Below are 19,811 nucleotides of genomic sequence, written 5' to 3' on the forward strand. Positions count from 1 at the left end.
GCAGTAATAATCTTGCGTCAGACGGTCCCGATCCCCGTAACGTGATCGTGCCGTCCGTCGGTTCGACCGTCACGCCATCCCGTCGAGCACCGTCTCCGCGACGCGCGCGCCGGTCAGCCGCTCGACGCGACGCGCCTCGAACACCTCGCGGGCGCTCGCCGCTGCCCGCTCGTCGGCGGCGAAGTCGAGGTCGGGGTAGTCCACGCGGGTCAGCACGAGCGGTTCCGGCGGCGCGGGGGCCACGCCGTCCGGCCCCGAGAGCGCCTCCGCGGAGAGCACACGATCGACGAAGGCGAGGTCGCGCTCGCCCCGCGCCACCGCGGCGACCATCCCCACGACCCGCCGGACGAGCTGTCGGGCGAACCCGGGCGACTCGACGCTGACGACGAGGTACGGCCCCTCCGCGGCGAGCGCGGCGTCGAGGGTTCGGCGCGTCCCCTCCGCGTCGGGGGTGAGGTTGTGGAAGTCGCGGGTACCCGAGAGCGCGCCGAGGGCCGCGCGCGCCCGGTCGGGATCCGCGTCCGGAGCGTGGAGGTGGTAGGTGTACCCGCGGAGCGCCGCGTCGTGGCGGGCGTGAAACCCCGCCGGGGCGTCGGCGCTCGCCCACGCGCGCACGTCGCCGGGGAGTTCGCCGTTCAGCGCGCGCGGCGCGAGCCAGTCCGGCGTCTCGAACGCGACGGTCTGGGCGACCGCGGAGACGCCGGCGTCGGTGCGCCCGGCGGCGGCGTACCCCGGGGGGCGACGGTCGTCCGGATCGTGGACGCCGAGGCGGACGAGCGCGGCGAACAGTTCGCCCTCGACGGTGGGGGCGTCCGGCTGGCGCTGGAAGCCGGAGTAGGCGGTGCCGTCGTACGCTACCCGGAACGCTCGCATGGTCCGAATCGCCGCGCCGCGGTAATGAGCGGACCGGTCGGATACGCTAATTCCTTGCGTATGCCGCCGCAAAGGCAAAACGAGCGGAGGACCACTTTCCCCGTTGACATGGTAGCGAAGGACGGGCGCGAACCGGCCGGTATCGAGATCGAACGTCGCCGGGACGGGGCGGGAGTGCGAGGATGAGCCGACCGAACGTCGTCGTGACCGTACTCGATACTGCGCGCGGCCGGGACACCGTCCCGGCCGCCGCGTCCCCGATGCCGACGCTCTCGTCCATCGCCGACGACGGCACCGAGTTCACCCGCGCGTTCTCGACCGCGCCGTGGACCCTGCCGTCGCACGCGTCGCTGTTCACCGGGACGTATCCCTCCCGACACGGCGCTCACGGCGGGCACACCGTCCTCGACGGGTCGCTGCGCACGCTGGCCGAGGCGTTCCGCGACGGCGGGTACGAGACGGTCGGCCTCTCGAACAACACCTGGATCACCGAGGAGTTCGGCTTCGACCGTGGCTTCGGGACCCTCCGACGGGGGTGGCAGTACGTCCAGTCGGACGTCGACCTCGGGGAGGTGGTCCGGGCGGAACACCCGATGGCGAAGATCCGAGCGGCCCGCGACAGGCTGTTCGAGGGGAACCCCCTCGTGAACGCCGTGAACGTCCTCTACAACGAACTCGCCGACGACGAGGGCGCGGAGCGGACGACCGCCTGGGTCGAGCGCTGGCTACGCGGCCGCGACGAGGACGCCCCGTTCCTCCTCTTTCTCAACTACATCGAGCCGCACATCGAGTACCGACCGCCGAGGGAGTTCGCCGAACGCTACCTGCCGCCGGACGCGAGCTACGAGGAGGCGATGCGGATCAGGCAGGACCCGCGGGCCTACGACGTCGGGGCGTACTCGCTCGACGAGCGGGAGTTCGAACTCCTCGCGGCGCTCTACCGCGGGGAGCTCGCGGCGCTCGACGCCCACCTCGCCCGGTTGCGCGCGGCGCTCGTGGCGGCCGGCGAGTGGGAGGAGACGGTGTTCGTGGTGCTCGGTGATCACGGGGAGAACGTCGGCGATCACGGCTTTCTCGGCCACCAGTACGACCTCCACGACACCCTGCTGCACGTCCCGTTCGTGATCCACGGCGGGGGGTTCCGCGGCGGCCGCCGCGACGAACTGGTACAGACGCTCGACCTCGTGCCGACGCTGCTCGACGCGGCCGGGCTCGCCGCGCCGGAACTGCGCGACCAGGCGCAGGGCCGGTCGCTCCACCCGACGGCGTCCGATCCGCCGCGGTCCGCTGTCTTCGCGGAGTACCTCGGTCCGCAGCCGTCGCCCGAAGCGCTCGAGGCGCGCTTCGGCTCGATCCCCGACCGCGTCCGCGCGTTCGACCGGACGCTCCGGGCCGTCCGCACGGCGGAGGAGAAGTACATCCGGGGGGGAGACGGCACCGAGTGGTTCTACCGGGTCGACGAGGACCCGGAGGAGACCGCGAACCTCGCGGCCGAGGCCCCCGGGCGGACGCGGTCGCTCGCCCGCCGACTCGACGACTGGCTCGGCTCGTTCGAGCACGCCGAGGTCGCGGGCGAGGTGTCGATGTCCGCCGGGACCCGCGAGCGGCTCGCCGACCTCGGCTACCTGTAGCGCCCGGCGCGCCCGGCGGCGGAGCCGACTCCCCGATCACGACAGCGTCTTCGGGGCCCAGCGGCGCAGCGTGTCGTCCACCGCCTCCATCCACTCGACTAGCAGCGCGGCCATCTCGCGGCGCACCTCCTCGTAGTGGGGGTGGTCGATCAGGTTCCGAAGCTCGTGGGGGTCCGCCTCGAGATCGTAGAGCTCGTTCCGGTCCGGGGCGTTGTAGACGAACTTGTAGCGCTCCGTCCGGACCATCCGCTGGGAGTAGAGGCCGAACTCGTCGCCGTGGTACTGCGCGTACGTCGAGTCGGGCCAGTCGTCCGGGACCTCGCCGTCGAGTAGCGGCGTCAGGCTCCGCGCGTGGAGGCCCTCGGGCGGCGGGACGTCGGCCCAGTCGAGGAACGTCGGCATCAGGTCCTGGAGGCGGACGAACGCGTCCGACCGCGTCCCCGGCTCGACGACCCCCGATCGCCGGACGACGAGCGGGATCCGGTAGGTCTCCTCGTACATCAGCGGCCCCTTGTTGAACTGGCGGTGGCTCCCCGTGAAGTCGCCGTGGTCGGAAGCGTGGACGACCGCCGTCCCGTCGTCGAGGCCGAGGTCGGAGAGCGCGTCGAGCACGCGGCCCATCTGCTCGTCGATGAACGTCATGAAGCCGAAGTACTTCGCCGCGGCCGCCGCCCACGTGTCCCAGTCGAAGTCCGCGACGCCGCGGTAGTCGGGGTAGTTCGCGTGCGCTCGCGGCTTCCCGTCGAACGTCTCCGCGTACGTCGGCCACGGCTCGACGTCCTCGGGATCGTACATCGAGGCGTAGGGTTCGGGGACGACGTAGGGGTGGTGTGGCCCGAGGAAGTCCGTGCGGTGGAAGAACGGCCCGTCGCCGTCGGCCGCCGCCCACCGCTCCAGGGCGTCGATGGTCCGCTCGGCGAGGAAGTAGGCCCGCGTCGCCTCGGGGGGCGCGGGGGTCGTCGCCGCGACGAGCGTCGGGTGCTCCCCCGCCGTGTAGATCGGCTCCTCCAGGTCGGACGCCCCGACCTCGACGCCGAGGGACTCGCGGTACCGGCGGAACCGGTCGTCGAGGTCGTCGTGGTGCCTGTCGCTGCCGCCGAAGTAGTCGAAGCCGAACGACTCCGGTCCCCTGTCCTGGCCGACGTGCCACTTCCCGACGTAGCTGTTCTCATAGCCCGCGTCGGCGAGCAGTTCGCCGAACGTGGGGAGGGCCGTCGGCAGGTCCCGCCGGATCGCGTCGGCCTCGTGGCTGTTGTTCAGCATGCCGTGGGCGTGGGGGTACAGCCCCGTCAGCAGCGACGCCCGCGCGCTCGTGCAGATGCTGATCGGGGTGTACGCCCGGTCGAACCACAACCCCTCCCCGCGCAGGCGGTCGACGGTCGGCGTCTCGACTGACAGACCCTCTGGCGAGACGAGGTCGGCCCGCTCCTGATCGGTCAACAACAACAGGACGTTCGGCCTCCGGTCGGGCATCGTCTAGTCACGGGCCGCGGCGGAGGTAGTTCTGACGGGTGGAGCGGTCGGTAGTGTTCCGGTGATACTGTCAGTACTGCGAGTCGGTGGTCCGAGCCGTTTCAGCGGCATCGCCACCGTACTCCGAACGGTGTCGAAGCGTCAGGCGTAGTCGTCGTACGTCGGGCGGTCGCGCTCGCCCGGGAACTCCGCGAGCGGGACCGCCGTCTGGTCGCCGCTCTCCATGTCCTTCACCGTCACCTCGCCGTTCTCAAGGTCGCGCTCGCCGACGATGACGACGGTCTCGGCGTTGATGGAGTCGGCGTATCCCATCTGCGCGCCGAAGCTCCGCCCGGCGACGTCCGCCTCGACGACGTTGCCGCGCGCGCGGAGGTCGCGGGCGACCTCGGCGGCGACCGGTCGCGTGTCGCCCACCGAGAGCACGTAGTAGTCCGTCGAGACGGCCTCCTCGGGCCAGACGCCCGCGCGCTGGAGCAGGAGCGGGAGCGTCGAGTTCATCACGCCGACGGCGAAGCCGACCGCGGGCGTGGGCTGGCCGCCGAAGCTCTCGATGAGGTCGTCGTAGCGCCCGCCGCCGAAGACCGCCCGTCCGACCTCGCCGGTGGAGTCGAAGCACTCGAAGACGACGCCCGTGTAGTAGTCCAGCCCGCGCGCCGTGTCGAGCGAGAGCGTGCAGTACCGCCGCGCGCCGAAGTCCTCGGCGGCGGCGAGCACCTCGCGCAGGTTCTCGACGGCCGCCGCCACCTCGTCGGTGCCCGCGAACTCGACCACCGCGTCGAGGTCGCCCGCGTCCAGCAGGTCCGCGAACGACTGCGCCTGCGCGAGGTCGAGCCCCGCGTCCACCAGCAGGTCGTGGTACGCCGCCCGTTCGATCTTCTCGCTCTTGTCCACGGCGCGGATGGCCGCGGGAACGTCCACGTCGGCGTCCATCGATCGCAGGACGCCTCCGAGGATGTCGCGGTGGGAGACGCGGAACTCGAAGTCGTCCGCGTCGAGCCCGCAGTCGGTGAGCGCGTCCGCGGCGACCGCGAGGATCTCCGCGTCGGACTCGGGCGCGTCGGAGCCGAAGATGTCGACGTTCGTCTGGTAGAACTCGCGGAACCGGCCCTGCTGGGGCTCCTCGTAGCGCCAGAACGGGCGCGTCGAGTACCACTTGATGGGCTTCGACAGCTCCTGGTGGCGCTCGACGACCATCCGCGCCACCGTCGGCGTCAGCTCGGGCGTCAGCGACACCTCGCGGCCGCCGTGGTCGGTGAAGGAGTAGAGCTCCTCGACGATCTCCTCGCCGCTCTTGTCGACGTACAGCTGCGTGCGTTCGAGGGCGGGCGTGGCGATCTCGCGGAAGCCGTAGCCGGCGACGGCCGACTCGACCGTGTCGACGACCTGCCGGTGGGCTGCCATCGCGCCGGGGTAGAAGTCACGGAACCCCTTGATGCGCTCGTACATACGCGGAAATCGCAAAGCGGACACTTCAACGACGCGGTCGCCCGCCACGCCGTGACAGAGATCGGCGGGGCGGCCCGGGGGCGGCGGGAGGACGGCCTACCGCCGCCGGATGTTGAAGCTCTTGGAGTCCGGCGTCAGCTCCTGGAGGAGCTGTTTCATCTGCTCCTCGTCGATCTGTCCCTGGACGCGGCCGCTCTGGGCGAGCGCGACGAGTTGCTGCTCGATCTGCTCGCCCTGTTCGGGCTTCGACATCTTCACCGTGTTGAGGCGCTTTCGCGCGCCGTCGGTGAGGTACTGCCGCAGGAGGGCCTTCTTCTGGGCCTCGGCCTGCTCCTGCTGGGCCCGCATGGCCTCCTCGTCCATCTCCTGGCCCTGACCCTGGCCCTGCTGGTCGCGTAGCTGTTCCATCTTCTTCCGTCGGAGTTCCTCGAGTTCGTCCTCGTCGGGCATAGCTGGTCCTTAGAGAGTATCCCACAAAACCGTGACGCCGTCCGATCAGGCGTAGCGCTCGAGTTCGGGGCGGTCGAGCTCCTCGAGCACCTCGGTCGCGGTCGCGTCGAGCAGCGCGCGCCCCTCGCCGGTCACGCGGCGGCCCTCGCCCTCGGCGGTCTCGATGTACCCCTCCTCCTCGAGCTGCTGGAGGATGGTGCGGATGATCTTCCCGCTGGCCTTCACCTTCCGGTCCGGGCGAACGCGGTAGCGCGTCGAGCCCTGCTTGGCGTCGCCGTAGAACGACCGCAGGCGGTCGATTCCGACGGGGCCGTCGATGGCCACCCGGCGCAGGAGGCTCGCGGCGCGGACGTTCCAGAAGTCCTCCTGCTCGGGGGGCAGTTCGCGGGAGACGCCGGTCTTGGTGAACGTGGCCCACTCCGGCGCTTCCAGGTCGAGTTCCTCGGCGACGGCCTCGATGAGGTCGTCGGCCGGGACGTCGTAGAGCGTCGTCATTACCCCTACGTCCGCCGCGCGCCGTTTAAACACATCGATGACCTGCCGCGAACGCCGTGGGCGGCGCTCACAGGAGCCACCCCTCGGCGGCCACCCACGCCCCGAGCGCGAGCAGCACGCCCCCGCTCGCCGCCCGGAGGCGCGCCGCGTTCGCGTCGAGGGCCTCGCTCGCGCGCCCCGCGAGGAGGGCGACCGCGCCCAGGTAGCACAGCGTGAGGAGGGCGTAGGTCGCGCCGAGGGCGAGCAACGAGCCCCGCGTCGCGACCCCCGGGACGACGAACTGCGGGAGGAACGCGAGGAAGAACAGCGCCACCTTCGGGTTGAGGACGTTCACCAGCACGCCCCGGACGTACGGGCTGCCATCGGTCGATTCGAGGTCGACGCTCGCACGGGTGCGGAGCGTCCGCACTCCGAGGTAGACCAGGTACGCGGCCCCGACGAGCTTCACGGTCGCGTACGCGAGCGGCGACTCCCCGACGAGCACCGACAGGCCGAACGCGGCCAGCGTCGCGTGGACGAGCACGCCGGTGCTCACCCCGAGCGCCGAGCGAACGCCCACGCCCCGGCCGCGACCGACCCCCTGCGAGAGGACGTAGATCGTGTCGGGACCGGGCGTGAGGACCAGCGCGACCGCCGCGGGGAGAAAGAGGGCGAGCGCGTCGAGCGCGGCGTCGGGCATGCTTCGGTCGTCCCTAACGCGGCCCTCCGGCGATATAATCCCGTCGCCGATAACGGATCACAGCGCGTCCGCGCCCCACGTCGCCGTGACGAGGCCGCCGAGGAGGGTGGGGAGCCAGTAGGTGGTGGTGCGGTGGAGCAGCACCGCCGCGCCGGCCGTGACGGGGTTGACGCCGAGGGCGACGAGCAGGGTGATGAGCACCGTCTCGACGCCGCCGAGCCCGCCCGGCAGGGGCGTGATGCTGGCGATGCTCCCGATCGGGATGACGATGAGCGTCGCCGCGAACGCGACCGGATCGACGGGCGAGAGCGCGTAGATCGAGAGCCACAGCGAGGTAGAGAGCGCGAGCCAGCCGAGCGTGGCGAGGGAGAGCGCGAGCAGGAGGCTCTCGCGGTCGGCGGCGATGCGCTCGACGGCGGCGAAGAACCCGTCGACGCGGGCGTACACCGAGAACCGACTCGGCGGGACCCGTCCCGGGATCAACCGCGCGAACGCCCGGGACGCCGGCGTGAGCACGTCCGTCAGGCCGTCCTTCACCTCGCTCCGGTAGCGCCACCCGAGGACGAGTCCGGCGGACAGGGCCGCCGCGATGACGACGAGCGAGACCGCGGCCGCGCGGAGGTGGCGGCCGAGCGCGGCCGTCGCCGCGAAGTAGGCGATGCCGATCGCCGCGAACGAGAGCGACGGGACGAAGTTGAGCGCGTCGACGCTCGCGATGGCCGCGAGCCCCGTCTCGTACTCGTTTCGCGTGACGTCCGCGATGAGGTACGCGGTGATGGGCTCGCCGCCGGCCTGCCCGAACGGCGTGACGTTGTTGGCGAACGTCGCGGCGAGGTAGACGAGCACCGCCGTCGTCGCGCGGACTGGCGTGCCGATGACGGTCAGGACGACCCGCAGTGAGAGCCCCCACGCCACCAGCCAGGCGGCGGCGACGACGGGGAGCGCGGCCAGTACGAGCGGGTCGGCCATCGCGACCGCGTCGACGATGGGTCCGAGGCCGACGAACCCGAACGTGAGGAAGAGAACCGCCAACGCGGCGAGAAACCCGAGGATAGTGGCCCGCAGGTTGACGTTCATACCTACATCCCGCGGGACCGCTTATTCAAGCCACCGAACCGGAACGCGTTTTCGCCCCCCGGCGAGTAACGGGGGCATGGACGAACGCGCCGCCCTCGCGCTCATCGACGAGACGCTCCCCGCCGCGGGTGACGACGCCGCGGTCGTCGGCTCGCTCGTCGTCACGACCGACATGCTGCACGAGTCGACGGACTTCCCGGCCGGGACGACCCGCTACACCGCCGGCTGGCGGGCCGTCGGCGCGTCCCTCTCGGACGTGGCCGCCATGGGCGCGCGGGCGACCGCCGCCGTCGCCGTCTACGGCGCGCCCGCGTTCGACCCCGAGGAGCTCTCCGCGTTCCTCCGGGGCGCGCGCGACGTCTGCGCCGACGCGGGCGCGGAGTACGTCGGCGGCGACCTCGACGGTCACGACGAGTTCACCGTCGCCACCACCGCCCTCGGCGAGACGGAGGCCCCCGTCCTCCGCTCGGGGGCGACGCCCGGCGAGACCGTCTGCGTCACGGGGACGCTCGGGCGCAGCGGCGCGGCGGTCCGCCTCTTCCCCAACGCCCCCGAGCGCGCGAACGACCTCTTCCGGTTCTCCCCGCGCGTCGCCGCCGGGCTCGCCGTCGCTCCCCGGGCGGGCGCGATGATGGACTCGAGCGACGGCCTGGCGCGGTCGCTCCACCAGCTCGCGGAGGCGAGCGACTGCGGGTTTCGGGTCGAGTACGACGCCCTCCCCGTCGACGGGAGCGTCCGCGACCTCGCGGACGACCCTGACGACGAGCGGGACCTCGCGCTCTACTTCGGCGAGGACTTCGAACTCGTGTTCACGACGGACGACCCCGAGGCGGCCCGGGAGGCGTCGCCGACGCCGGTCTCCGAGATCGGGACGGTCACCGAGGGGGGCGAGGGGGTGCGCCTCGACGGCGAGGCGCTCCCGGATCGGGGTTTCACGCACAACTGATCGGCCGATCGGGGGGATCAGACGAAGCGGAACGGGACCGGCGTGAAGCAGAGCAGGCCGAGGACGAACGTGAGGACGCCGACGATCATGCGCTTCCGGTCGAGTCCGTCCTCGCGCACGGGGTGGGCGGGCCCGGCGTAGGCGAGGCCGATGGCGATGAACCCCCAGAGGAACCACAGCGAGATGGCCTGTAGCGCCTCGTGACGGACGAGTAGCAGGTACGCGCCGAGGCCGAACAGCGCGGCGGGGACGAGCGCGGCGACGGTCTCCTGGCGCTCGCCGAGCATCGCCCGCACGAGGTGGCCGCCGTCGAGCTGACCGACGGGGAGGAGGTTGAGGAAGGTGACGAACATGCCGACCCACCCGCCGACGACGACCGGGTTGACGCGCAGCTCGCCCGCGTAGCTCAGCGGTCGGCCCGTCAGGGCCGCGATGAACTGGATGAGCGGCGGGTAGTTCAGCGAGTCGATCTGGAAGATGGGGCCGGCGGGCACGGGGTCGAGGTGGAGGCCGACGGCGGTGACGACGACGGCCGCCCCCAGCCCGGCGAGCGGTCCCGCGACGCCGATGTCGAACAGCGCCTTGCGGTCGGGGATGCGGCCGTTCATCTTGATGACCGCGCCCATCGTCCCGAAGATGGTGGGGATCGGGATGAAGTAGGGGAGGCTGGCGTTCACGTCGTAGTAGCGACTCATCACGTAGTGACCGAGTTCGTGGACGCCGAGGACGCCGAGGACGGCGATCGCGAACGGCCACGCGCGCAGCATCGCCCCCGGATCGCGCAGGCTCACGTCGTGGCCGTACCACTCGAGTCCGGCGAAGAGGGTCGTCGCGACGGTCAGCAGCGCGAAGGCGATGTTGACCCACGGGACCCCGTCGATCCCCGAGGAGTGCGGTTCGGCGACCAGGGCCGTGCGGCGGTCCTTCACCTCGACGCCGGTGATGGGATCGGCCTCGCTGTCGGTGACGGTCGTGAGGTGGACCTCGTAGCCCGCTTCGCGAAACAGGGGCCAGACGTGTCGTTCGAGCACGTCCGGGGCGACGGTCGGCTCGCCGAAGTAGAGCAGCGTGCCGTCGTCGCGTCGCACCTCGACGACCCGGAACACGGATCGGAACCGCTCGATCGGCGGTCCGTCCGCTGGCTCGTCGACGTCGTCCATCGACCTAAAACAGGGGCGGCGCGAGTATAAAGCCCCTGAATAGGACGGGAAACGGGAGGGGTACGTGCCGTTCGTGCTGCGGTCGGGGCGGGGACCGTACGCCGTCGGCGATCGCCTACGCGAGACTGACTCGCCACGTCGTGGCGCTCGTATACGACCACTTCTCGATGGTCAGATCGCCCGGGGCGTCGCGGAGTTTGACCATCAGCGCGCCGATCTCCTTGGGCGTGAGCCCGACGTCGTCGGAGATGAACTTGCTCTTGAAGTAGATCTCGCCGTCGGCCGCGCGGCGACGGAGGTACGCGCGGAGGCGGTCTTCCTTGCTCTCGGTGGTCGGCTGCTCGACGGAGTGTGCGGTTGCGCTCATGTGCTGACCTCACCAGTCGCTTTCGATCAGGGGGTGATATAGCGGAAGGAATTTTAGCATCGCTTCGGGGCGCTTCACCACGAAACTCGCGTAAAGCACAGCTTTCATCGGTGGATAAATTCCGGCGAGACGTTTTACGAAGCGCTCCGAATTTTTATTTCTATACTTTATTAAAAGAAATATGTTACTATTACTTACGGGAATCAACCGGTGTTTATTGCCGGAATAGGTGGTGGTCTCGGCGTCCCTCCGCCGCCGCCGCGGTCGCGCGTCACTGTCGGTCGTGGACCCAGAACTCCTCCTCGACCGTGACTTCCTTCTTGAAGATGGGGACCTCGTCCTTGAGCCGGTTGATGCCGTCCTCGACGGTGCGGAACGCCTCCTCGCGGTGGCCCGCGAGCACGACGACGAAGACGATGTCCTCGCCGTCGTGGATGACGCCGGTGCGGTGGTGCATCCGCACGGCGAAGACGCCCTCGCGCTCCGTCAGCTCCCGGCTGATAGCGTCCATCCGCTCCTCGGCGACCCCTTCGTACTTCTCGAACTCGAGCAGTTCCGTCCGGGCGTCGTCCGCGCCGTCCTTGGCGCGCACGCGGCCGGTGAACGTCGCGATGGCACCCGACCGCTCGGCGTCAGGCGAGCGCTTCACCCGGGCGACGAGGGACTCGAGCGTCTCGCGCGGCTCCGTCCCCTCGATCGCCGCCGCGAGGTCGTCGAGGTCCGCGCGGTCGGCGCGCCCGACGGTCGCGACCACGTCGCCCGCGGGGTCCGCCGCCTCCCCCGCGACGATCGTCGGGAGCCGCGGGTCGGCGACGCCGTCGATCAGACAGTACTCGTGCTCCGGCGTCAGGTCGTCGAGCGCCTCGTCGAGGCTGCGCGCGCGGCCGTGGACCGTCGATTCGCCGGGACCGAGGCCGACGACCGAGCCCGCGCCCTCCGCGCGGAACCCGACGACCTCCTCGAACCCGGGTGCGGGGTTCTCGGGGAGCGCGGAGACGGCGGCGACGGGCCCCGAGCGCGAGAGTCTGGAGACGAGTCGTTCGGTGAGCGTCGTCGACTCCTCGCCGACGACGGCGACGGCGTACATACCCGAACAACGCCGGCGCGGCGTCTTTACCGTTGCCCCGTCGCGCCGTCAGGGGAGCAACTGCGGGCCGAACACCATCAGGAAGACCCCCGCGAGCATCGTCATGCTGATGACCGTGGTGATGGCGCTGGTGAGCCGCCGTCGCCCGCCGTTGGGCAGGGGGAGCCGCGAGACGACGGACTCCGTGCTCGCCCGCAGGATGTGGCCCCCGTCGAGCGGGAACGTCGGAATGCAGTTGAAGAAGCCGAGGTTGAGGTTGATCCACGCCGTCCAGAACAGCGCATTCGCGAGCAGGAAGACGCCGCCGCCGAGGAACGCGAGCGGTCCCTGCACGACGTAGAAGTCGGTGATCGGCGCGACGAACCCGGCGAAGTTGTACGTGAGGCCGCTCGCCCCGACCGCGCCGATGAACGGGAGGAACAGCGAGAAGGCGACGCGCTGGAGGAAGGACTGGACGCTCCAGCCGTCCTGCGAGAGCGCGCCGAGGTACTCGGCGGCCGGATAGGGGGTGATCCCCGTGTCGTCGACCGCGATCCCGCCCGTCCCCTGCCGGAGCGCGACCCCGAGCGTGCCGCCCTCGACGCCCCGGGTCTCGCCGAGGGTCACGTCGACGGTGCGCGCCTCGCCGTCGACGTAGAGCTGGACCGACACGGTGTCACCCGGGCTCGTCCGCTGGCGGAGCTCGTTCAACTGCTCGTAGGTCACGACCCGCTCGCCGGCGAACCGCGTGATGACGATCGAGTGGTCTCCGCCCGTCGGGACGTGTTCCGCGAGCGCGCCGTCGGGGCTCACCGACTCGACGTACGCGCCGCCGACCATCTCGAACTCGCCGCCGGTCGTCCGCACCGTCGAGACGGGGTTCCCGCGGAGCGCGTCGTAGAACTCGCCCTCGGTGTTGACCGACCGTCCGTTCACCGCCTCGATCCGGGGCGGCCCGCCGCTCGTGTCGAGGTCGCCGACGACGCTCGGCGTCGTGCGCGTGAGGAGGAGGTCGCGCTCCAGCGTCACCTGCCGCTCCCCGTCTATCGTCACCTGCACGGTCCGCCCGGCGTCGAGCATCGCGGCGTCGAACTCGGCCGCGTCGTTCACGGGCTGGCCGTCCACCGCGGTGATGCGATCGCCGCGCTCGATGCCGGCTCGCTCGGCGGGCGACGCGAACCCGGCGTTGTCGGTGCCGACGACGTCACCCACGGCCGCGCCGGGCGCGACGGCGATCGAGCCGATGATGGGCCCGAACAGGAGCGCGAACGCGAGGACGGCGACGGCGAAGTTGTTCGTCACGCCCGCGGCGAACATGCGCGTCTGCGCCCCGCGGTCCGCCCGGTTCCGCGACTCCTCGTCCGGCTCGACGAACGCGCCGATCGGGACGATCGTCAGCAGGGCGAGACCCATCGACTCGATGCGGATGTCGCCGACGCGACAGAAGAGCCCGTGGCCTCCCTCGTGGACCACGAGGCCGACGAGCAGCCCGAGGACGATCTCCGGGGCGACCGACAACGGGAGGAACTCGTTGACGCCGGGGATGACGAGGACGTTCTGCGGTTCGGTGACGGCGCTCGGCTGCGGGTTCGTGAGCGCGCTGTAGCCCGCGAAGAGGACGGCGAAGAAGGAGCCGAACATCACGACCAGCGCGACGCCGATGCCGAAGTTCCCCCACGCCCGCCAGAGGCGCTTCGGGCGGGCGAGACGGTCGAGGAACTCCTTGCCTCGCCGGGTGTGGATCGTCGTGATGGGGCCGGAGATGCGGACGGAGTCGGGCAACAGCCCCCGCGCCCGGAGGGCCATCGCGACCAGCATGTAGAGGACGACCCCGGCGGCCACCAGCGCCAGCGTACTGACCATTGGTGTCAGAGAGGATCGTTCGCCCTAAGAGGGTTTGGTTCCGCTACCTACGACTCGCGTCGCAGTCGCTCGACGACGAACTCGCGCTCGAGCGACGCGAGGAACGGCCCCAGGCGCGGCCCCTGCTCCTCGTCGAGGAACAACCGGTAGCCGGTCGCAAAGAGGTCGCCGACCTCGACGCCCTCGTCGCGGGCCGCCTCGTAGATGGCGGTCTGCACGTCCTCGCCCTCCTCGAGACCGGCCTCGACCTCGTCTGCGAGCGCGTCGAGCGCCGCGGCCGTCGCCCCGTCCACCTCGACGTCGGGGAGGTCCTCCGCGAGGCGGTAGTTGTACTCGTTGTCGGTGCGTTCCGCCCACGTCCGCGCCCGCTCTACCCTGGCGAGCGCGTTCTCGACGGCCCGCTCGGACGCGTCCTCCGGGATGTGCCCCGCGCGGCGGGCCATCGCCTCGCGTAGCCCCTCGTCGTCGGTCATCCCCAGCACGGCGGCGAAGGTGTACGGCAGGCGCACGCGCTCGGGACGGACCGCGTCCACGGTCATGGGGTAGGCGCGTTCCGCGATCGCCCGCTCCTGGTCCGTCCCCTCGACCTCGCCGAAGTAGATCGCCTCGAAGCGGTCGAACTCGTCGACCAGCTGATCCAGCGTGCGCACGTCGAAGTCGCGGGCGCGCTTCGGCGGCTTCGTGAAGAAGTAGCGAAACACCTCGACCTCGAGCATCGAGAGCACCTCGTCGACGGTGATGACGTTCCCCTTCGAGGAGGAGAGCGCGTCGCCGTTGTAGGTGAACCACTCGTAGACCATCGGGACCGGCGGCTCGAAGTCGAGGACCGCCCGGGCGATGTGCTCGCCGCTGGGCCAGGAGCCCTCGGCGTGGTCCTTCCCGAACGGCTCGAAGTCGACGCCGAGGACCTTCCACTGGGCGGGCCACTCGAAGCGCCACGGGAGCTTTCCCTCCCGCAGCGTGGCGGTCCCCTCGTGGCCGCACCCCTCGATGGTCCGGTTGCCCGCCTCGATGTCCGCGCAGACGTAGTCGACCGTGCCCGCGTCGAGGTCGATCCCCGTCACGGCCTCGGTGATCTTCCCGCAGTCCGCGCAGATCGGGTTGAACGGGACGTACTCCTCGTCGACCTTCTCCTGGTACGCCGAGAGCACCTCTCGGGCGAGGTCGCGCTTCTCGAGCAGTTCGCGGGTGACTCCCTCGAACTCGCCGCGCTCGTAGAGGTCGGTGTTCGAGACGACCTCGATGGGCACGTCCATCGCCTCCGCCATCTTCCCGAGCAGCCGCGTCTGGTGGTCGCCGAAGGAGTCACAGCAGCCGAAGGGGTCGGGGACGTTCGTCAGCGGCTTGCCGAGGTTGCGCCCGAGCGCGCCCGGGTTCTCCGTCTCGCCGAGCGAGACGACCGCCCAGTCGAGGGTCGCGAGGGTGCGGGGGACCCCCCGGAGGGGATCGCGGTCGTCGCTCGTGAACACCTGCCTGACCTCGCGGCCCCGGTCGCGGAGCGCCTCCGCGACGAAATAGCCGCGCATGACCTCGTTCAGGTGGCCGATGTGGGGGACGCCGGAGGGGGAGACGCCGCCCTTTATCACGATCGGCTCCTCGGGGTCGCGCGCCTCGATCTCGTCTGCGACCGCGTCCGCCCAGAACGCGCGGTGGATCTCGCCGGGATCTCCGCGCTCGCCGTCGTCTGCCGCGAGCGCGTCGTCCTCGACGCTCACGGTCGCCACCCCCCGCCACCGGTCCGGCGGGGGTCGGAACGTCGCCTCACGGGACGACCTCCGTCCCCTCGTGCTCGCCGTCGGCGATGGCCAAGCGGACCGCCTGGGGGTCCGTGCCGTCGAGGACGAGCGTCCGCGTGCCCGAGCGCTGGATGATCTTCGCGGCCAGCAGGTCCACCGGCGCGTTGCTCCCCGCGCTCATGTCGATCTCCGCGATGATGTCCACGAGGTCGTCGGTCGACACCTCGTCGTAGCGGGTCGCATCGGGGTGCTCGTCCGGATCGTCGCTGTAGACGCCGGGGACGCTCGTGGCGTAGACGAGCAGGTCCGCGCCGACCGTCTCGGCGAGCGCGGCGGCCACGGCGTCGGTCGTCTGTCCGGGGACCATCCCGCCCATCACCGGGACGTCGCCCCGGGAGATCGCCTCGGCCGCGTTCTCGTACGTCTCCGGCGGCGTGGGCGCGGCCCGCCCGTGAAGCGCGGCGATGAGGAGACGGGCGTTCAGGCGCGTGACGCCGATCCCGAGCTGGTCGAGGGCCATCTCGTTGGCGTCCAGGACGCGCCCCGCCCGGATGTAGTCGCGGGCGACGCGCCCCCCGCCGACGACGAGCCCGAGTTCGTGACCCGCACCCAGGAGCGACCGGACGACGTCCGCGTAGGCCGCGACCCGCTCGCCGTCGAGTTCCGGCACGAGGACGCTCCCCCCGATAGAGACGACTGCTCTCATTGCCGTGGCGTAACCGGGTGGGCCGCTTAAGAATTGTCAAGCGCCGACGAGCGTGTCGTCCGCGCGACGGATCGCGTCCCCGCCCCGGACGCGCCGCCGCCGGCCGAAACTCCAAACGTCCTTATCGGGGCCGTTCCAACCCCCGGTATGCCGAAACCACCGCGGACGGACGAGGGCTGGTACGCCCTCCACGACTTCCGCACCGTCGACTGGGACGCGTGGGAGGCGGCGAGCGACGAGGCGCGCGAGCGCGCCGTCGAGGAGGGCGTCGAGTACCTCCGCGCGCACGAGGACCTGGCCGACGCGGACGAGGGCGGCTCGGCCGTCTTCTCGATCCTCGGGCACAAGGCCGACCTGCTGATCGTCCACCTCCGGCCCACGACGGCCCACCTCGACACCGCGGAGCGGCGCTTCGAGCGGACCGCCCTCGCGCGCTTCACCGAGCGGACCTCCTCGTACGTCTCGGTCACGGAGGCCTCGGGCTACTCGGAGTCCGCGCGCGCCTACTTCGAGGAGGGACCGGAGGCGGTCGATCCCGGCCTCCGGCGCTACATCCGGTCGCGCATCGAGCCGTCCATCCCCGACGCCGAGCACGTCTGCTTCTACCCGATGGACAAGCGCCGCGAGGAGCCCCACAACTGGTACGACCTCCCGTTCGACGAGCGCGCCGAGTTGATGTCCGCGCACGGCGACATCGGCCGTGGGTACGCCGGGAAGGTCACGCAGATCATCACCGGGAGCGTCGGCCTCGACGACTACGAGTGGGGCGTCACCCTCTTCGCCGACGACCCGACGGAGATCAAGCACCTCCTCTACGAGATGCGCTTCGACCCCTCCTCGTCGCGCTACGCCGAGTTCGGTCCGTTCTACTTCGGGCGACGCTTCCCGCCCGCCGACCTCGGCGCGCTCCTCGCGGGTGAGCCGATCCCGACGGGCGAGGGCGCGAGCGAGGACGGGGCGAGGGACGACGCCCTCCGTGCGGAACTCGACGCGCTCGGCGCGACCGTCGAGGAGGGGTCTCACGTCGTGCTCGTCCACTCCGAGGCCGACGCCGACGAGGTCGAAGAGGCGGTCTCCGGCCTCCGGGGGAACTTCGACCACTACGACAGCCACCGCGGTACGACCGTCCACGGGACCGACGACGGCGCGGCGGTCGTGAGCGCGTGGGAGACCGAGCGCGCCGCCGACACCGCCGCCGGCTTCCTCGCAGACCTCCCCGGGGTCACCGAGCGGACGACCGGCGCGGTCGGTGGCGGCTCCGGCGGCGACGCGGCCGGTGCGACCGCGCCCGAGGCGTCCGGGGCCGACGCGGACGACATCCGCGGGGAACTCGCGGACCTCGACGTCTACGCCGGCACGCCCCACGGCGAGGACGTCCACGCGCTGGTGCTCTACTCGGAGGCCGACCGCGACGACCTCGTCCCCGAGGTCGAGTCGCTGCGCGAGGGCTTCGACCGCTACGACACGCACGTCGGCACGTCCGTCTACGAGGCCCGCGGACGCGACCGCCGCGCCGTCGTGAGCATCTGGGAGACGGCGAGCGCCGCGGACACCGCGGGCGGCTACCTCGCCGACCTCCCCGGGATCGTCGCGCGGGCGGGCGAGGAATCCGGATTCGGCACGATGGGCATGTTCTACACGACCAAGCCCGAGTACCGCGAGGACTTCGTCGAGCGGTTCGCCGCGGTCGGCGACCTCCTTGAGGGGATGGAGGGCCACGTCGGGACGGACCTGATGGTGAACGTCGACGACGAGAACGACATGTTCATCGCCAGCCAGTGGCGCGGGCGCGAGGACGCGATGGCGTTCTTCCGCTCGGAGGCGTTCCGCGACACCGTACAGTGGGGTCGGGAGGTGCTCGCGGATCGGCCGCGACACGTGTTCCTCGCGTGAGGGCTCCCCCCCTCTCCCTCCTCGCGCGGGTTCCGTCCGCCGGGGTTCGACGGCATGCCGTCGCCGGCCGGGCGGTTAACGGTCCGAGGATCGTAACCGAGGACGGGATCGACGCATGGTCTGGGAGTTCCAGTGTCCGGTCGACGACTGCGAGTATTCGAACCGGGACAACGAGGAGGCGGTGGTCATCGAGGGCGCACAGGAACACGTGCGCGACGCGCACGGCGACATGCCCACCCGGGACGAGGTCGAGGAGTACGTGATCGGCCCCGGGTGAGTTCGGGGTCCTCGCCCTCGATTTTATATACGATACCGGGACCACCGACCCCCGTGACCTGAGAACCGCCGCCGACGGACCGCGGGAGCGCGACGCGCCCGTCGGCGATCACCGGTCGGCGCGTCGCCCGTTCGCCATCCTCTCTTCGCCACTCCCGTAGCCGTCCCGCCGCCCCGAACCGTCGGAGCGATATAGCCGGAGCGACTGTCACCCCCCATCGATGTCCCCGCGCGACGGAGTGCTGGACGACGAGACGGTCGGCACGGCGCTGGTGGTCAGTTCCGCCGTCGGGTTCGGCACGCTCGCCGTCCTCGGCGAGTACGCCTTCGCCGCGGGGCTGAACGTCGTGTCCGTCCTCGCGCTGCGCTTCTCGCTCGCGGCGGCGCTGATCTGGCCGCCCCTCGCGTTCGTCCGCCGCCGCGCTGGCGACCTCGCGTCGCTCCGCCTGCGGGGACGGACGCTCGCGATAGCGGTGCTGCTCGGGCTGGTCGGCTACACCGGCCAGAGCGCGCTGTTCTTCCTCGGTCTCCGGTATCTCACCGCCGGAATGACGACCATCGTGCTCTACACCTACCCGGTGTTCGTGCTCCTCCTCTCGACGACGGTGCTCGGCGAGCCGCTCACGCGGCGGGACCTGCTCGCCCTCCCCCTCGCGCTGGGCGGCGTGGTGCTTATCACGGGTGCGGATCCCGCCGGCGTCGATCCGACGGGCGTGCTGATCGTCCTCGGCGGCGCGGTCGTCTACTCGCTGTACATCGTCGTCGGCCGGGTGGCGCTCGACTCGACCGACGGGGCGGTGCTGAGCGCCTACGTCATGCCCGCCGCCGCGGTGTCGTTCCTCGCGGTCGGAAGCGCGAGCGGGCAGCTGTCGCTCCCCACGTCCCAGCTCGGGTGGGCAGCCGTCCTCGGCATCGCCGTGCTAGCGACGGTGATCCCCGTCTCGACGTTCTTCCTGGGGCTGCGCCGCGTCGGGCCCAGCCGCGCGGGGATCGTCAGCACGGTGGAGCCGGCGGTAGCGGTGGCGCTCGGCGCGGTACTGCTCGACGAACCGGTCACGCTCGTCACGCTCGTCGGCGGCGCGCTGGTGCTCGTCGGGGTCGCCCTCGTGCAGGCCTAGCGCGATTCGACGGTCGCGCCGGGGACGTTCCGCTTGACGCTCCTGACTCCCTGGACGGCTCCGTAGCGCGACGCGTAGCTCCCGCCGGAGTCCGCGATGATGTTGCCGTTGTCGTGGACGAGCCGCCAGCGCCAGCGCCCGGCGCGGTCGCGGTACACCTCGAACGACGCCTGCGCGTCGACGAGCGGTAGTTCGAACGCGTCGCGCTCGGCGAGATCGGCGAACACCCCGGTCGATTCGCCGTCCTCGCGTTCAGTTCCGTCAGCCGGTGCCCCCTCCCCGTCGAGGGAGTCGACCGCTGGTTCCGGCGTCCCCGCCTCGTCACTCACCGTCGCCGGTTCGTCCGCTCCGTCGCGCGCCGCCTCGTCGCGAGCCACCGCGACGCGCACCTCCCCCGCGATACCGTCCGCGACCAGGTCGGCGACCGCCTCCTCGACGGCCCCCGCGGCGATCTGGAGGGTCCCCTCGTCGAGCGCCACGTCGACCGTGACGTCCACTCGAGTACGTTCACTCATGTCAACAGGTAGGCGACGCGTGGGTTTAACTGGTGGGTCGG

At 71.2% G+C, this 19,811-nt stretch carries 19 protein-coding genes; 5 read left to right on the top strand and 14 right to left on the bottom strand.

Annotated features, from left to right (window positions below; genetic code table 11):
- Window positions 1-69: 69 nt before the first annotated feature.
- Window positions 70-873 (bottom strand): tRNA pseudouridine(38-40) synthase TruA, encoded by an 804-nt coding sequence (truA, locus tag P1K31_RS00245; protein ID WP_276304267.1) that lies wholly within the window; start codon window positions 871-873, stop codon window positions 70-72.
- Window positions 874-1,055: 182 nt separating this feature from the next.
- Here truA and P1K31_RS00250 point away from each other — a divergent pair, with 182 nt between their 5' ends.
- Window positions 1,056-2,504 carry a sulfatase gene (locus P1K31_RS00250; protein ID WP_276304268.1) on the top strand — a complete coding sequence of 483 codons (1,449 nt, stop codon included), beginning with the start codon at window positions 1,056-1,058 and terminating at the stop codon, window positions 2,502-2,504.
- Between the two features lie 36 nt (window positions 2,505-2,540).
- On the opposite strand, the gene P1K31_RS00255 is transcribed toward P1K31_RS00250, so the two are convergent.
- From P1K31_RS00255 to P1K31_RS00280, 6 genes are all read right to left on the bottom strand, one after another.
- Entirely contained in the window at window positions 2,541-3,977 is a 1,437-nt protein-coding gene (locus P1K31_RS00255) for a sulfatase family protein (protein WP_276304269.1), read from the bottom strand.
- A gap of 141 nt (window positions 3,978-4,118) precedes the next feature.
- On the bottom strand, window positions 4,119-5,423 hold the full coding sequence (hisS, locus tag P1K31_RS00260) for a histidine--tRNA ligase (protein WP_276304270.1): 1,305 nt from the start codon (window positions 5,421-5,423) through the stop codon (window positions 4,119-4,121).
- A 96-nt stretch (window positions 5,424-5,519) separates the two neighbouring features.
- A complete protein-coding gene (locus P1K31_RS00265) occupies window positions 5,520-5,873 on the bottom strand; it encodes a DNA-binding protein (RefSeq protein ID WP_276304271.1) in 354 nt (117 codons plus the stop codon).
- Window positions 5,874-5,918: 45 nt separating this feature from the next.
- On the bottom strand, window positions 5,919-6,368 hold the full coding sequence (locus tag P1K31_RS00270) for a 30S ribosomal protein S19e (protein ID WP_276304272.1): 450 nt from the start codon (window positions 6,366-6,368) through the stop codon (window positions 5,919-5,921).
- Window positions 6,369-6,435: 67 nt separating this feature from the next.
- Window positions 6,436-7,047 carry a LysE family translocator gene (locus tag P1K31_RS00275; protein ID WP_276304273.1) on the bottom strand — a complete coding sequence of 204 codons (612 nt, stop codon included), beginning with the start codon at window positions 7,045-7,047 and terminating at the stop codon, window positions 6,436-6,438.
- Window positions 7,048-7,104: 57 nt separating this feature from the next.
- Window positions 7,105-8,124 carry a lysylphosphatidylglycerol synthase transmembrane domain-containing protein gene (locus tag P1K31_RS00280; RefSeq protein ID WP_276304274.1) on the bottom strand — a complete coding sequence of 340 codons (1,020 nt, stop codon included), beginning with the start codon at window positions 8,122-8,124 and terminating at the stop codon, window positions 7,105-7,107.
- A 76-nt stretch (window positions 8,125-8,200) separates the two neighbouring features.
- On the opposite strand from P1K31_RS00280, the gene thiL reads away from it, so the two are divergent.
- Entirely contained in the window at window positions 8,201-9,070 is an 870-nt protein-coding gene (gene thiL, locus P1K31_RS00285; RefSeq protein ID WP_276304275.1) for a thiamine-phosphate kinase, read from the top strand.
- A 17-nt stretch (window positions 9,071-9,087) separates the two neighbouring features.
- On the opposite strand, the gene P1K31_RS00290 is transcribed toward thiL, so the two are convergent.
- The 6 genes from P1K31_RS00290 to pyrH all read right to left on the bottom strand — a co-directional run bounded on the left by P1K31_RS00290 (window position 9,088) and on the right by pyrH (window position 15,968).
- Window positions 9,088-10,230 carry a site-2 protease family protein gene (locus tag P1K31_RS00290; RefSeq protein WP_276304276.1) on the bottom strand — a complete coding sequence of 381 codons (1,143 nt, stop codon included), beginning with the start codon at window positions 10,228-10,230 and terminating at the stop codon, window positions 9,088-9,090.
- A gap of 115 nt (window positions 10,231-10,345) precedes the next feature.
- Entirely contained in the window at window positions 10,346-10,597 is a 252-nt protein-coding gene (locus P1K31_RS00295; RefSeq protein ID WP_276304277.1) for a DUF7123 family protein, read from the bottom strand.
- Window positions 10,598-10,868: 271 nt separating this feature from the next.
- Window positions 10,869-11,684: a molybdopterin synthase gene (locus tag P1K31_RS00300; RefSeq protein ID WP_276304278.1), complete on the bottom strand. Its 816-nt coding sequence runs from the start codon at window positions 11,682-11,684 to the stop codon at window positions 10,869-10,871.
- A 48-nt stretch (window positions 11,685-11,732) separates the two neighbouring features.
- Window positions 11,733-13,526, bottom strand: a complete 1,794-nt coding sequence (locus P1K31_RS00305) for a site-2 protease family protein (protein ID WP_276304279.1) — start codon at window positions 13,524-13,526, stop codon at window positions 11,733-11,735.
- A gap of 47 nt (window positions 13,527-13,573) precedes the next feature.
- Window positions 13,574-15,181 carry a lysine--tRNA ligase gene (lysS, locus tag P1K31_RS00310; protein ID WP_276305755.1) on the bottom strand — a complete coding sequence of 536 codons (1,608 nt, stop codon included), beginning with the start codon at window positions 15,179-15,181 and terminating at the stop codon, window positions 13,574-13,576.
- Between the two features lie 106 nt (window positions 15,182-15,287).
- Window positions 15,288-15,968: a UMP kinase gene (gene pyrH, locus P1K31_RS00315; protein ID WP_276304280.1), complete on the bottom strand. Its 681-nt coding sequence runs from the start codon at window positions 15,966-15,968 to the stop codon at window positions 15,288-15,290.
- 147 nt (window positions 15,969-16,115) lie between these two features.
- Between pyrH and P1K31_RS00320 the strand changes: the two genes are divergently transcribed.
- The 3 genes from P1K31_RS00320 (at window position 16,116) to P1K31_RS00330 (ending at window position 19,255) form a co-directional block, all read left to right on the top strand.
- Entirely contained in the window at window positions 16,116-17,861 is a 1,746-nt protein-coding gene (locus P1K31_RS00320) for a heme-binding protein (protein ID WP_276304281.1), read from the top strand.
- Between the two features lie 115 nt (window positions 17,862-17,976).
- The gene (locus tag P1K31_RS00325) at window positions 17,977-18,138 is read left to right on the top strand and encodes a hypothetical protein (protein WP_276304282.1); all 162 of its coding nucleotides are present in this window, start codon (window positions 17,977-17,979) and stop codon (window positions 18,136-18,138) included.
- 220 nt (window positions 18,139-18,358) lie between these two features.
- Window positions 18,359-19,255, top strand: a complete 897-nt coding sequence (locus P1K31_RS00330; protein ID WP_276304283.1) for a DMT family transporter — start codon at window positions 18,359-18,361, stop codon at window positions 19,253-19,255.
- Here P1K31_RS00330 and P1K31_RS00335 read toward each other — a convergent pair.
- Window positions 19,252-19,770 (bottom strand): YegP family protein, encoded by a 519-nt coding sequence (locus tag P1K31_RS00335; protein ID WP_276304284.1) that lies wholly within the window; start codon window positions 19,768-19,770, stop codon window positions 19,252-19,254. The genes P1K31_RS00330 and P1K31_RS00335 overlap by 4 nt on opposite strands.
- Window positions 19,771-19,811: the final 41 nt, after the last annotated feature.

The sequence above is a fragment of the Halomarina halobia genome (assembly GCF_029338575.1).
In the GTDB taxonomy this organism is placed as follows: domain Archaea; phylum Halobacteriota; class Halobacteria; order Halobacteriales; family Haloarculaceae; genus Halomarina; species Halomarina halobia.